This is a genomic window from Arthrobacter sp. E44, assembly GCF_041877125.1.
Taxonomy (GTDB): domain Bacteria; phylum Actinomycetota; class Actinomycetes; order Actinomycetales; family Micrococcaceae; genus Arthrobacter.
This window is the reverse complement of record NZ_JBHDJA010000013.1, coordinates 108,030-121,497: the sequence shown is the minus strand read 5'-3', so window position 1 is coordinate 121,497 and position 13,468 is coordinate 108,030. Positions and strand designations below refer to the sequence as shown.

Annotated in this window: 12 protein-coding genes; 6 read left to right on the top strand and 6 right to left on the bottom strand. The window is 66.9% G+C overall.

All coding sequences use genetic code 11. From position 1 onward, the window contains the following. Positions 1-347: 347 nt before the first annotated feature. Positions 348-1,316: a serine protease gene (locus ACETK3_RS13370; RefSeq protein ID WP_236821570.1), complete on the top strand. Its 969-nt coding sequence runs from the start codon at positions 348-350 to the stop codon at positions 1,314-1,316. Then, positions 1,300-1,473: a hypothetical protein gene (locus ACETK3_RS13365; RefSeq protein ID WP_236801491.1), complete on the top strand. Its 174-nt coding sequence runs from the start codon at positions 1,300-1,302 to the stop codon at positions 1,471-1,473. Before ACETK3_RS13370 ends, ACETK3_RS13365 begins: the two co-directional genes overlap by 17 nt. A 203-nt stretch (positions 1,474-1,676) precedes the next feature. Here the strand turns inward: ACETK3_RS13365 and purH are convergent, their stop codons facing one another. Next, positions 1,677-3,362, bottom strand: a complete 1,686-nt coding sequence (gene purH / locus ACETK3_RS13360; RefSeq protein ID WP_237430093.1) for a bifunctional phosphoribosylaminoimidazolecarboxamide formyltransferase/IMP cyclohydrolase — start codon at positions 3,360-3,362, stop codon at positions 1,677-1,679. Positions 3,363-3,505: 143 nt separating this feature from the next. On the opposite strand from purH, the gene ACETK3_RS13355 reads away from it, so the two are divergent. After that, positions 3,506-4,858 carry an MFS transporter gene (locus ACETK3_RS13355; protein WP_236821568.1) on the top strand — a complete coding sequence of 451 codons (1,353 nt, stop codon included), beginning with the start codon at positions 3,506-3,508 and terminating at the stop codon, positions 4,856-4,858. Between the two features lie 91 nt (positions 4,859-4,949). Here ACETK3_RS13355 and ACETK3_RS13350 read toward each other — a convergent pair whose 3' ends face one another. After that, entirely contained in the window at positions 4,950-5,243 is a 294-nt protein-coding gene (locus ACETK3_RS13350) for a hypothetical protein (protein WP_237430091.1), read from the bottom strand. Positions 5,244-5,812: 569 nt separating this feature from the next. Next, on the bottom strand, positions 5,813-6,403 hold the full coding sequence (purN, locus tag ACETK3_RS13345; protein WP_236801486.1) for a phosphoribosylglycinamide formyltransferase: 591 nt from the start codon (positions 6,401-6,403) through the stop codon (positions 5,813-5,815). Between the two features lie 39 nt (positions 6,404-6,442). Between purN and ACETK3_RS13340 the strand changes: the two genes are divergently transcribed. Beyond that, the gene (locus tag ACETK3_RS13340) at positions 6,443-6,871 is read left to right on the top strand and encodes a hypothetical protein (protein WP_236801485.1); all 429 of its coding nucleotides are present in this window, start codon (positions 6,443-6,445) and stop codon (positions 6,869-6,871) included. Between the two features lie 13 nt (positions 6,872-6,884). On the opposite strand, the gene ACETK3_RS13335 is transcribed toward ACETK3_RS13340, so the two are convergent. Both ACETK3_RS13335 and ACETK3_RS13330 read right to left on the bottom strand, forming a co-directional pair. Further along, positions 6,885-8,201, bottom strand: a complete 1,317-nt coding sequence (locus ACETK3_RS13335) for a DUF6350 family protein (protein ID WP_237430090.1) — start codon at positions 8,199-8,201, stop codon at positions 6,885-6,887. Between the two features lie 439 nt (positions 8,202-8,640). After that, positions 8,641-9,516, bottom strand: a complete 876-nt coding sequence (locus ACETK3_RS13330; protein WP_236801483.1) for a YsnF/AvaK domain-containing protein — start codon at positions 9,514-9,516, stop codon at positions 8,641-8,643. Between the two features lie 261 nt (positions 9,517-9,777). On the opposite strand from ACETK3_RS13330, the gene ACETK3_RS13325 reads away from it, so the two are divergent. Both ACETK3_RS13325 and ACETK3_RS13320 read left to right on the top strand, forming a co-directional pair. Then, complete coding sequence (locus ACETK3_RS13325) at positions 9,778-10,935, top strand: glycosyltransferase family 1 protein (protein ID WP_236801482.1); 1,158 nt, start codon at positions 9,778-9,780, stop codon at positions 10,933-10,935. Continuing rightward, positions 10,932-12,356 carry a UDP-glucose/GDP-mannose dehydrogenase family protein gene (locus tag ACETK3_RS13320; protein ID WP_236801479.1) on the top strand — a complete coding sequence of 475 codons (1,425 nt, stop codon included), beginning with the start codon at positions 10,932-10,934 and terminating at the stop codon, positions 12,354-12,356. The genes ACETK3_RS13325 and ACETK3_RS13320 overlap by 4 nt, the downstream gene beginning before the upstream one ends. Before the next feature lie 3 nt (positions 12,357-12,359). On the opposite strand, the gene ACETK3_RS13315 is transcribed toward ACETK3_RS13320, so the two are convergent. Continuing rightward, the gene (locus ACETK3_RS13315) at positions 12,360-13,223 is read right to left on the bottom strand and encodes an HAD hydrolase family protein (RefSeq protein ID WP_236801478.1); all 864 of its coding nucleotides are present in this window, start codon (positions 13,221-13,223) and stop codon (positions 12,360-12,362) included. Positions 13,224-13,468 lie beyond the last annotated feature (245 nt).

The following is a 13,468-nucleotide window of genomic DNA, read 5'->3' as shown; positions in this document are numbered from 1 at the left end:
GGGGGGGGGGGGGGGGGGGGGGGGGGGGGGGGGGGGGGGGGGGGGGGGGGGGGGGGGGGGGGGGTGGGGGGGGGGGGGGGGGGGGGGGGGGGGGGGGGGGGGGGGGGGGGGGGGGGGGGGGGGGGGGGGGGGGGGGGTGGGGGGGGGGGGGGGGGGTGGGGGGGGTTTCCTCCCCCCCCCCCCCCCCCCCCCCCCCCGCCGTCGGCCCTTCCCACCATCAGGAGCCGCTGGAAGGGCCCTAAGTCGCTTTTCTGATATCTCACTACTGTGTACAAAATTGTCTGGTAACGATAAGTTCGCTGAGTCACTCCCGATCCCGGGCCCAACCCCGTTCAGACAGGACACCAATGACACGCACCCGGTCTCTGGCCTCCGGCCTCCTCACTCTCTCGGCGGCCGCCGTACTGGCTCTCGCTTCCGCCGGCGGGGCCACGGCCGCACCGGCCCCCTCCGACGGGAAGGCAAACCCGTCCGTCGCCAGCGTCACTGTCGACGCTGGGGGCTCTGCAGACTACTGGACTCCCGAGCGCATGCGGAGTGCCGTCACCGGCGACACGCTGGCCGGCAAGGCACTTGAACGAGGCAACCGCTCCAGCGCGCTCCTCGTGGAAAAGGGCAAGCCCGCCACCACCAAGGGAACCAAGGGCAAGCCCACGATCGCCAAGAGCGAGGACCCCGTCTCGCACATCGGCAAGGTGTTCTTCACCCTGGGGGGCGCCAACTACGTGTGCTCCGGCAACGCCGTTACGTCAGCGAACAGAAGTACAGTGGCCACCGCCGGGCACTGCGTCAACGAAGGCCCTGGGGCTTACGCCACCAACTTCATCTTCGTCCCCGAATACGAGAACGGCAACGCGCCGTATGGCAAGTGGGCCGCCAAGGCCCTGTACGCCCCCACCCAGTGGGTCAACAACGGCGACATGACCTATGACACGGGCTTCGCCGTCGTAGCCCCGGACAGCAACGGCGACCTGCTGACCGACGTCGTCGGCGGCTCGGGCACCGCCTTCAACCAGGCCCGCGGCCTCACCTACACGTCCTACGGCTACCCCGCCGCCGCACCCTTCAACGGCGAAACGCTGTGGAGCTGCACCGGCAAGGCCACGGCTGACCCCAACAACCCGCAGTTCGCCACCCAGGGGATCCCCTGCGACATGACCGGCGGTTCTTCGGGCGGCCCGTGGTTCATCGGCGTCGACTCCGATGGCGTCCAGAACTCCATCAACAGCTACGGCTACAACGGCTCCCCCGTGATGTACGGCCCCTACTGGGGCTCGGTTATCCAGGACACCTTCAAACGTGCAGCAAAATCCTAGGACGCCGGACGCGGACAAGGATCCCGTCAGCCACGTCGACCTGACCCAGTCGCCTGAGGAAGTCCTCGAGTACTGGACCAAGGAGCGGATGGCGGAAGCCAAGCCCCGGGAGATCCGCCTTCCCAAGCCCGCCCCACGCCCGGCTGACCAGGACTAAGCAGCAACAACCAAGACGACGGCGCCCGTCCCCTTCTGAAGGGGGCGGGCGCCGTCGTCTGTTTAACCACCATCCACTGCTCCGTAGTTGTCGTTTTCACGACGGAAAACGACAACTACTCAGCAACCGATGGGTGGGTGGGTGGGCCCACGCCGCCCGGGTTCCCTGGCCGAGCGCCAGCGAGGCTAGGGCGGCGGTGGGGATTAGTGGAAGAAGTGGCGCGCCCCGGTGAAGTACATGGTGATGCCGGCCGCGTTCGCTGCCGCGATCACCTCTTCGTCGCGGACTGATCCGCCGGGCTGGACCACGGCCCGGACGCCGGCGTCGATCAGGATCTGCAGGCCGTCAGCGAACGGGAAGAACGCGTCGGAGGCCGCCACGGCACCGCGTGCCCGCTCCGGTGCGCCGCTACCGCTTGCGTTGGAGGCACCGCCCGCACCTTCGACGTCGGACTCCACGGTGACGCCCAGGGTGTTGGCCCGCTCCACGGCCAGGCGGCAGGAGTCCAGGCGGTTGACCTGGCCCATGCCGATGCCCACCGCGGCCCCGTCCTCGGCAAGGAGGATGGCGTTGGACTTCGCGGCCCGGCAGGCGGTCCAGGCGAAGGCGAGGTCCGCGAGCGTCTTCTCGTCCGCGGCTTCACCCGCGGCGAGGGTCCAGTTGGCGGGGTTGTCGCCGTCGGCGTCCACCTTGTCGGTGACCTGGACCAGCATGCCGCCGGAGACCTGGCGGAACTCCGTGGGGTAGCGGCCGTAGCCCTCGGGCAGGGCGAGCAGGCGGATGTTCTTCTTCTTGGAGAGGATCTCCACGGCCTCGGGCTCGAAGCCGGGGGCGATGACCACCTCGGTGAAGATGTCCTTGACGGTGTTGGCCATGCCGGCGGTCACGGTGCGGTTGGCTGCGATGACGCCACCGAATGCGGAGACGGGATCGCAGGCGTGGGCCTTGGCGTGCGCGTCGGCGATGGGGTCCGCAGCGTCGGCGGATCCGACGGCAACGCCGCAAGGGTTGGCGTGCTTGATGATGGCGACGGCGGGCTCGGCAAAGTCGTAGGCGGCGCGCAGGGCGGCGTCGGCGTCAACGAAGTTGTTGTAGCTCATGGCCTTGCCGTGCAGCTGGTCCGCCTGGGCGATGCCCATCGGCGCAGCCTTGTCCACGTACAGTGCGGCCTGCTGGTGCGGGTTCTCGCCGTAGCGCAGCACCTCTGAGCGTTCCAGCGACAGCCCGGCGTAGGCGGGCCAGTCGATGACGCCGTCGCCGTCCTCGTCCAGGAACTGGCTGGCGGTCCAGGTGGCCACCGCGTTGTCGTAGGCGGCGGTATGCGCGAACGCCTTGGCGGCGAGGCGGCGGCGGGTCTTCAGGTCGAAGCCGCCGGCGGCAGCGGCCTCTACGACCTGGCCGTAGAAGGAGGGGTCGACCACAATGGCGACGGCGGCGTGGTTCTTGGCTGCCGAGCGCACCATGGCGGGGCCTCCGATGTCGATCTGCTCCACCACGTCGTCCTGGGCGGCGCCGGACTTGACCGTCTCAACGAACGGGTAGAGGTTCACCACCACCAGGTCGAAAGCCTCGATCTCCATGCTGGCGAGGCTTTCCATGTGGGCCGGGACGCGGCGGTCCGCCAGGATACCGCCGTGGACGCGCGGGTGCAGCGTCTTGACGCGGCCGTCCAGCATTTCGGGTGAACCGGTGACCTCCTCCACCTCCTGCACGGGAATGCCCGCGGCGGCGATCTTCTTGGCCGTGGAGCCGGTGGAGACGAGCTTTACACCGGCGGCGTGCAGGCCCTTGGCGAGCTCCTCCAGACCGGTTTTGTCGTAGACCGAGATCAGGGCCCGGCGGATGGGTACACGGTCAATGGATACGCGTTCATGCTGCGTGAAGCTCACAAATGTCTCCGTCTTATCTCGCGGAACAAGGCCGCGGTTGGTGGGGATAGGGCCAGTTTATCGCGATGGGCGCGCTTGCCCCGCGTGTCAGCCGGAGTGTGAACGCGCTGGGGCCGGGCTAAAGTTTTCAGCAGGAGGCGGCGATGAATACTTACACCACTGTGCCCAGCGGCGAACAGGTGGTCCAGGAACTGCCCTGGCGATGGAAAGTCCAGGGCAGAATCTTCCTTGTGGGCGGCCTCGGCTTCATGTTCGATGCCTGGGATGTGACCCTGAACGGCATCCTGATTCCGTTGCTTTCGAAGCACTGGTCCCTCTCCGCCGGCGAGGCCGCATGGGTGGGCACGTCGAACCTGATCGGCATGGCCCTGGGCGCGTTCATCTGGGGAACCATCGCGGACACGGTGGGGCGGAAGAAGGCTTTCACGGCCACGCTGCTGCTGTTCTCGGTGTTTACGGTGCTGGGCGCGTTCGCCCCCGACTTCATCTGGTTCTGCGTCTTCCGGTTCATGGCCGGCTTTGGCCTGGGCGGTTGCATTCCAGTGGATTACGCCCTGGTGGGTGAGTTCACCCCGCGGAAGCAGCGCGGGAAGGTGCTGACCGCAATGGATGGCTGGTGGCCGGTAGGTGCTGCCCTGGCCGGCTTCGTCTCGGCAGGGCTGGTGGCCCTCTCCGGCGACTGGCGCCTGACCATGCTGGTGATGGTCCTGCCTGCACTCCTGGTGTTCTGGGTCCGGAGGAGTGTGCCGGAGTCCCCGCTGTTCCTCATCCGGAAAGGCCGCCGGGAGGAAGCGGCCCGGATCATCGACGGGCTGGTGGAAGCCACCGGCGCCGAACCCCGGGCGTACAGCCTCCCCGATGCCAAAGACGTGCCACGGCTCTCCGCCGGCAGCGCCTGGACCCAACTGCGCTCCGTGTGGCAGTTCAACTGGAAGATCACCACGGCCGCCTGGGCCCTGTTCTTCAGCATCCTGCTGGTCTACTACCTGTCCCTGACGTGGATGCCCCGGATTCTGATCGGCGCCGGCTTCGCCGAGTACAAGGCCTTCGTCACCACTGCCTCCATCGCCGCCGTCGGATTCCTGGGCGTGGTGGTGGCCGCCCTCCTGGTGGAGCGGGTGGGCCGCAAATGGATTCTTGCCATCACGGGTCCCCTGTCGGCGCTGACCCTGGTGATCGTGGCGTTCGTGGTGGACATCCCCACCGCCGCGGTGTTCTGGCTGCTGGTGTTCGGGTTCGTGGTGCAGGTGGCCATCCCGGTCCTGTACGCGTACGTCTCTGAGCTCTACCCCACCGAACTGCGGGGCACCGGCTTCGGCTGGGCCTCCACGTTCTCCCGGCTGGGCGCAGGCTTTGGGCCGCTGATTTTCGCCAACTACTTTTGGCCCGAACTCGGGTTGGCCACGTCCTTTGCGCTGGCAGGGGCCCTGGTCCTGGCAGCAGTGCTGTGGATGGCGTTCTTCTCCCCCGAAACCCGCCAGCGCCGCCTGCAGTAGCGGCTTCCCTTCCCAACTGACTCGCAGTTGTTGTCGTTTAGGACCCCGAAAACGACAACAAATGCGAGCTACTTGGTCAACTGTCCTGGAGCTAGTCGGGCGACCAGCCTCTGCTGAGAAGCGCGCGGCGTACTTTGGAGACGGCCGCCCTGCCCGCGTCTTCCATATGCCGTTTGGAGATCCTGACTAGGAGCCAGCCCGCCCGCAGGAAGTCCTCCTCACGGGCGATGTCACGGACGACCTGTTCCGGGGAAGAATGCACTTCGCCGTCATACTCCACAGCAACGCGGTGACGCGGGTAGCCCAGGTCAGGCTGGCGCACGACGCCGCCGCCCAGCTCTGTGAGCACGTTCAGTTGCGGTTCGGGAAGGCCTGCGAATTCCAACGCCAGCCTTAAGCGCGTCTCAGGTGCAGAGTCGGCGCCAACCCGCGCCTGCTCACCCCCGCTACGCACACGATCTCGTCGTCGAAGAACTGTCCCACGTGGCCCACGACCCCCCTTCGCCGGGGAATAGCCATCGTGTCCGGACGGGAAATGTGGACGAGCGGCTCCCTTTGACCGGGTAGAAAACCCGGAAAATCCCAGAAGCTGAAGGCTGTGGCATGGGAGGCAGCCGAGAACGCAGTAATCGTCGTAAACGGCCTCAAAGCCTCAGGCCCGAGTGTTTCCATTGGCCCGGGCGAGGAGCCGCAATGCGGCACCCTGATTCCGCGGCTGGGTGAGTCCAGCGCTGCGTGACGGAGGCGCCTAAGGGTTACTCCGGCGTCGACCGCTTCCTGAAACGTAAAGGGTGCCCGGGCAATCTCGGCGGGAAGGGGACGAGGCGTCTTCACGCGACCATAATCGCAAACCCTTTCGCGTGCCGCCGCGGTTATCCACAGGCAGCAACACCGAAGCCCAAGTGGCTGGCAGTTGTTGTCGTTTTGAGTGCTCAAAACGACAACAACTGCGAGCTAGTTGGGAGAGGACGCGGAGTAGGCGGGGTCCGCTGCGAGCGCGGCCAGGGTGGAGACCAGGAGCCGGCGCTCCACCACCTTGATGCGCTCGTGCAGGGTCTCCTCGGTGTCGGAGTCCTCAACAGCCACCGCTTCCTGGGCGATGATGGGGCCAGTGTCTACGCCGGCGTCGGCCCAATGCACGGTGCAGCCGGTGACTTTCACCCCATACGCCATCGCGTCGCGCACGCCGTGGGCCCCGGGGAATGCCGGGAGCAGTGCGGGGTGGGTGTTGAGGTACCTGCCGTTGAAGGCGTCGATGAAGCTTGGGCTGACGATCCGCATGAACCCGGAGGAGACCACGACGTCCGGCTTGTAAGCGGCCACGGCGTCGGTGAGCGCTGCGTTCCAGTCGGCGCGTTCCGGGTAGGCCTTGAAGTCCACCACAAAGGTGGGGATGCCGGCGGCAGCAGAGCGTTCGACGCCGAGAGTCCCCTCACGGTCGGCGCCCACCGCTGCGATTTCCACGTCGAGCTCCCCCGCCTTGACGGCGTCAATAACGGCCTGGAGGTTGGACCCGGTTCCGGAAACGAGGACGACGATACGCATTGGTCCAGCTTAGGTGCACGCTCGCGTACGCTGGAAAACATGAACAGCGAACCGGGCCGGGGCGGGCAGCAGGTCAAACCCCCGCTCAGCGAGGCAGCCAAGGCCTCCCTCGCCAAGACCCGCACCCTGTTCCGGATGTTTGTCGTCTCGGTCCTGGGCGCCTTCTTCGTGTACCAGTTGGATGTCGGCTACCTATGGCTGACAACAGTGCTCACCGCCGTTGGCCTGGTCCTGGGCGTTGTCCTGCTGGTGCGGGCCATCCGGTTGAGGGAATCCAAGTTGGTCCTCTTTGGGACCATTTCCGGCCTGGTGGTTGCAGCTGTCATGGTGCTGCTGATTGTCACCACCTTGGTCCTGTACGACCAGGTGCGCGAATACCAGGCCTGCCTTGGCCGGGCGCTGACGGACCGGGCCACCCATGCCTGCATGGTCCAGTTCCAGGACGTCCTGCCGACAAAGATGCGCTAGCGGGGCCAGGGTCCTAGTGGACCAACTCCGCGTCCCGTTCCGCGGTGCTGCCCTTCTCCCGCTCCAGCCACGGTCCGGCCGCATAGCCAATAACGACGCCGATGCCCACCTCGGCGGCCACCCAAAGTCCCGTCCACAGCGGGTCGGGCCCGATGGCGGTCAGCCGGCCGAGGCCGGCTGAGCCCCTGGCGATCCACGCCAAGCCCGCGGTCAGCACTCCGGCGCCCAGCCCGGCCAGGACTGCGAGCACCAGGGTGGAAGCGCTGGCTGTGAACCAGCGGGCGTGGATCTTGATGGCGAGCCATTCGTCGAAGTGGTTTTCGCCCTCCCGCAGGAACCACCATCCGGCCATGACTCCTGCCAGCACCGGAACCACCAGGGCCACCAAAGCGTAGTCCAGGGGTCCTGAGGGGATGGCGGCCAGGACGGGGATGGAAGGGAGCGGTCCGACGGCGGTGGCCAGCGGACCCACCTGGGAGCCGGCTCCCATGGCGAAACCGGCGCCGGACGTCCAGGCGAGGGCAAAGACGACGAGGTTGGGCAGGAAGCCAAGCTGTGCGACGGTGAGGGCCGCGCCTCCCACCGGGCCGGCGTCGAGCGCTTCGTAGACGGAGACCACGAGGTTCCAGTGGATGAACAGGTCGATTGCCAGGAGCGCGGCCGCCAGGGTGAGGGCGGACATCACAGCCACGAATCCGGCTTTCGCCACAGATGCGAAGTACGAGCCGGCCCAGCGGGAATGCTGGCTGGTGCGCGAAATCCAGTCCACGGCATCGACGCCGATGAGCCGGCTCCATGAACCCGCTTCCCGCCGTGCACCGATCACCATGCCCAGTGCGTATGGAATCAGGGGAATCAGCAGGGCGTACCAAAGATTGATGATGACGTCGGCAGTGCGGCAAACAAACCCGGTGGCCGCGCCGAAGGCCGCATAGACCAACCATGACCCCAACAGCGCCTGCCACAGCTGGTCCGTGTAGGAGGCGCGGGCCAGCCTGCGGCCGGCGCGCCACGCCAGCAGGAACGGGATAAGGGTCAGGCCCAGGGGAACCACGCTCAGCGTGCCGGACCCGCCGTGGGTGGCTGCCTCGGGACCGGCGCCGGCAAGCCCCAACGGCACGCCGTGGACCAGGAGCCAGGACTGGCCGGCAAGCCTGGCCAGGACCTCGAACTGTCCGTTCTGGAAGCCGGCGGTGGCCCACACGGCAACGATGGGCGCCACCACCACCAGCGCGGAGATTATCGCCGCCTGCGCCGTTTCAAGGGCACCTTGCAGCCACAACGGCATGGGAAGGCCACGGTTTCCGGTCTGATCAGCGCGCAGTTTCATCGTGTTCCATGGTGTCACGGAGGGCGTGCCGTGCCGGCGAACGACAGGCTCGCCGGCAGCACTGATCATCCGGCAAATGCGACGCGGGGCGGCGCTTTTTAGGGGGCGCGGCCGTAAAATTGGTAGAAACCAACACCTGCCGCCCTGCCGAGGGGGTACTGCGATTTCTGCTGGCCGCCGCGCTTGGTAGTGCCGGCAATGGACCCGGATTGTCGTAAGCCGGGAAAACAGGAGCCGCGAATGAGAGATGAACCGTAAGTTCTGAAGATATTCGTCCTACTGGCTGGTGCAGTCAACGCTAGCAGCGCGGCTGCACCAGCACCTTAAAACGATACGGCGCCGGGAGCCTCCAAGTAGGCTCCCGGCGCCGTTCACCGTGTCAGGGCTGCTGCTCAATGAGCCTGCCCAGGGGAACAAGGGACCAGGTCCCCCGCTTTTATCAGCGGCGGTTGTCGCCGTCGGTGTCGATGTGTTCCTTGCGGACTTCCTCGTTCACCGTGACGTCGTCGCGGACGGTTTCCTTGTCCAGCCGGACGCGCTCCACGGGGACGGCTTCCTTCTCCACCACCGGGCGCTCCTCGTGGAGGACCACTTCGTGCTCTTCTTCGCTGATGGCAGGGCCGTCGAGGGCGGCACCCCGGTTGGCGTCCGTGATGGGCTCACGCTCGATCCGGACCTCTTCGCGCTCCACCGGGATGGTCTTGGTGACGTTCTCGGTGGTGACGTACTTCCGCAGCCGTGCCCGGCCCGTGGCTTCACGTTCCGTGCCCACGTGCAGCTGTTCCTCGGACCGCGTCATGGCGTCGTCCGTTGTGGGGCCCGAGGTGTCGTGGCCAACGGCTCCGCGGGACTCGGTATCGCGCTCGGAGCGGATGCCTGCCGTGGGGGTGCCTGCGTTCAGGTCGGCATCGCCCTGCAGGTCGGCGTCGGTCCTGGTTCCGGAGCTGGCAACGTCGGAAGCCGAGTAACCGGAGGTTGCCTCGGTGTAGGTCCGTGCACCGTTGCGGTCGTAGTAGGTGTAGAGCCGGTCCTCTTCCTCGGGGCTGAGGTGGCCGTCGGCGTCCACGCGGGGAGCATCCTTGACGTGTTCCTTGCTGTAGGGAACCACCAGGTCCTCACCCTGTTCGTGTGCGCCCTCAACCGGCACGAAGGACTCGGACGTGCCGAAAAGGCCCGTCTTCACAGTGACCCATGTGGGCTCACCCGTGTCGTCATCTGCGTACAGCTGGCCGAGCGATCCGATTTTCGAACCGTCGGAACCGACGACGTTGCCGCCCTTAGTGAGCAGGTTTTCAAGGTTTTCCCTGTTAAGCATGACGTCTCCTTGGATTGTCGTTGCACTGGGTCTGCCAGCAGTGGATATCCCGGACCGGGGCAATCTCCCGACGTCTGGCTTCCGGCCCCGGCTGCTTGAGGCTCTGCGCTGACTGCCCCACTACCGTAAGCATGCTTAGCATCAAATGCCAAGCCTACTTAGTAATTTTTTTAGGACCCGGGTGTATCTGTTCACCCGTCCTTCTCCTCCGGGTCATGCTTTCTCCCCCGTCATTTCAAGGGAGGAGCCCACGGTTGAGGGGTGAGGATCGCAATCGTCGCCGAATCATTTTTGCCGTTGATGAACGGTGTCACGCACTCAATTTTGCGGGTCCTGGACCATCTGCAGGAGCGGGGTGACGATGTCCTGGTCATCGCCCCGTCCGCCCATGACGGTGGGGCAGCCAGCCATGTCAATGGTGCTGAGGTGCACAGGCTTCCGGCGGTTCCGCTGGCCGGCTACACGAATGTCAGGGTGGCGTTGGGTGGTGTGTACCGGGTCAAGCGAATCCTTGCCGAGTACGCGCCTGACGTTGTGCATCTTGCCTCTCCCTTCGTGCTGGGATGGCGTGCGGCACAGGCTGCGAGCCAGTTGGGGATTCCCACTGTGGCCGTGTACCAGACAGAGGTCCCCGGCTACGCCGCGCGCTACGGCGTCCCCTTCCTCGAGAACTGGGCCTGGGCCAGGGTGGAGCACATCCACCTGCTGGCCACGCGCACCCTGGCGCCCTCCACGTTCGCGCTGAACCAGTTGCGCGGGCGGGGCATCCCGCGGGTGCGGATGTGGCGCCGTGGTGTGGATACCGCGCGGTTCTCGCCCGAAAAGCGCGACGACGGCTGGCGGGCTTCGGTGGCCCCCAACGGTGAACGGATCATCGGGTACGTGGGCAGGCTTGCCGCGGAAAAGCAGGTGGAAGACCTCGCGGCCCTCGCCGGCATGTCCAATACACGGCTGGTGATTGTAGGGGACGGACCCCAGCGCAACGCTCTTGAAGCGGCACTGCCCGACGCACTGTTCACCGGCTTCCTGGGCGGTGAGGAACTGGCCCGGGCGGTGGCATCCTTCGACCTGTTCGTCCATCCGGGCGAGTTTGAGACCTTCTGCCAGACCATCCAGGAGGCCATGGCATCGGGCGTGCCGGTGGTGGCCACGGGCCGGGGCGGCCCGCTGGACCTGGTGGAAAATTCCCGGACAGGGTGGCTCTATGAACCGGGTGACCTCTCAGGCATGCGCGCCCGGGTGCAGGACCTGGTGGGCGATGACGCCAAGCGCCGGGCCTTTGCCACAGCCGCACACGCCTCAGTGCAGGACAGGACCTGGCCGGCCCTGTGCTCAGAACTGATCCACCACTACGAAGAGGCCATCGCTGCCGTTCCAATGGCGGCAAGCTCGATCAACTCCAAGGGAGCCAACTGGTGAAGATATCTGTGATCGGCTGCGGCTACCTGGGCGCGGTCCACGCGGCAACACTGGCATCCATGGGCCACACTGTGGTGGGCATCGACGTGGATCCCGGCAAAGTGCGCCAGCTGGCGCAGGGCAGCGCGCCGTTCCACGAGCCCGGGCTGGACGAACTCCTCGAGGACGGCCGCACCACCGGGAGGCTGCGGTTCTCCACCGACCCGGCGGACGCCAAGGATGCACAGGTGCACTTCCTCTGCGTGGGGACGCCGCAGGAAAAGACGTCCGACGCCGCCGACCTCACCTTCCTGGTCTCCGCAACGGAAGCACTGCTGCCGCACCTGGCCGCGGGCGCCGTCGTCGTGGGCAAATCCACTGTCCCCGTTGGCACGGTGGGCCTGCTGGGCGCCATCCTGGCGCCGCGGCCGGACGTGCTGCTCGGGTGGAACCCGGAATTCCTGCGGCAGGGCACGGCCGTGAAGGACTCGTTGGTGCCGGACCGGCTGGTGTACGGCGTCGAGGGCGGCCGGTCCGGCGCCTTCAATCCCGCCACCGGTAGCCCGATGGGGGTGACGGCTGTACTGGATGCCGTCTACGAACCGCTGCTGGCCGCCGGAATCCCCCGCCTGGTGTGCAGTTCCGCCACGGCCGAACTCATCAAGTCCGCCGCCAACGCGTACCTGGCCACCAAAGTCAGCTTCATCAACGCGGTGGCGGAACTGTGCGATGCCGTCGGCGCGGACGTGGGCGAACTCAGCGCAGCTATGGGGCTGGACCCCAGGATCGGGGGCCGGTACCTGCATGCCGGCCTGGGCTTCGGCGGTGGCTGCCTGCCCAAGGACATCCGCAGCTTCCGCACACAGGCGGCAACGCTGGGCGTATCCGCCGTGGAGGAGTGGATGCGCCTGGTGGACAACGTGAACCTTGGCCAGCGGGAGCGGACGGTCAGGCTCGCGGCGGAGCTGTGCGGCGGAGCGTTATCTGGCCGCTCAGTCACCGTCCTGGGCGCCTCCTTCAAGCCCGACACCGATGACATCCGCGACTCCCCCGCCCTGGACGTGGCGGACCGGCTGGCCGCTGCCGGGGCCCACGTGACGGTCACGGACCCCAAAGCGGTGAACCTTGCATGGCGGCGCTACCCGCGCCTCCGTTTCGAGGCCTCCACCGAGAAGGCGCTCCAGGACGCCGAGTTGGTGCTGCTGCTCACCGAATGGGACGAATACCGGCGGCTGAGCCCCGCCCTCGCCGGGCAGCTGGTACGACGGCGGGTGGTCCTGGACGCGCGGAACGTGCTGGATGCAGGGGCGTGGCAGGAGGAGGGCTGGATGGTGCGCGGCCTGGGCACCTCCGTTGGAGCCCTGGGCACTGTGGCCACGGGCGCCCTGGGCGCGGGCACTGTGGGCACCGGTACGTTGAACTCCGCGCCCGGGGGACGCTGAGGGCTAGCCCAGGAGCCCCAACTCCGCGAAGGCCAGCGCCACACCGTTGCCGGCAGGCGGCGCGGTGACCCTGTCCGCCACTGCCAGAACGGCCGGGTGGCCGCCCTCCACGGCAATGCCCACGCCCGCGTATTCCAGCATTTCGATGTCGTTGGCGCTGTCGCCGATGGCAACGATGTCCGCTCGGTCCAACCTGAGCCGGGCCTGCACTACCTGGATGCCTACGGCCTTGTGCGTGCCGGCCATGAAGATCTCCCCCGCCCGCTCGCCCAGTGCCGATAGGGAGCTGGGAATCAGCCCCACTTCCGGGCCAAAGGTTTCCAGCAGGCGGGTCAGCGGGACCGGTGAGTCGAAGCACGAAATTTTGGCGTAGGACGTGGCCCGGAGATCGTCGCTGTACCGCATCGGGCCCAGGATGTCCTCAAGTGGATCCACGTCGGTACTGAGGACCCCGTCGTGCTGTGGACGTCCGGCGAAGATGGGGCCGAGCACCTCCCGCAGCCGCCGGTCCACTCCCGTGCGGCCGTGCAGGGCCTCTGGAGCTTCCAGGATGTACGCGGCGTTGTGGGAGTCCAGAATTTCCACAATGCGCGCGGCGAGATCCGGCTCGAACCGCGCGTCCTTGAGGACTTCACCGTTGACCTCCACCCTGGCGCCGGCACCAGTGATGGTGCCGTCAAAGCCGGCATCCAGGATGTGGCCCGGGACCATCGACAAGGGGCGCCCGGTGCAGACAAAGACCAGATGGCCCAGTTTCCGCGCCGCCCGCACGGCGTCCACATGCGCTTCCGGCGCGAGACCGTGGTCTGCATAGGTGCCGTCGATGTCGAGGAAAATGGCACGGGGCCTGGCGGTGGGGCTGGACATGCCTGCGCTCCTTGGTCTGTTGCGGGACTTGCCATCTTATCGGCGGCTACAGAGCAGGCAGCACGTCCCACCATCGCCGGACGGCAACGGAAATGTGCGTCTCATGGGCCTCGGCGGCAGGCCCGGGGAGTGCAGGAGCAGGACCTGCACGGGCGTCTCCGCAGGTAAGGTGCGCATTTCCGCCGGAAACTGACAGCCATCCTGTGATATTCAAAGCCTTGCAGAATAGTAAGCCTGCTGATTGA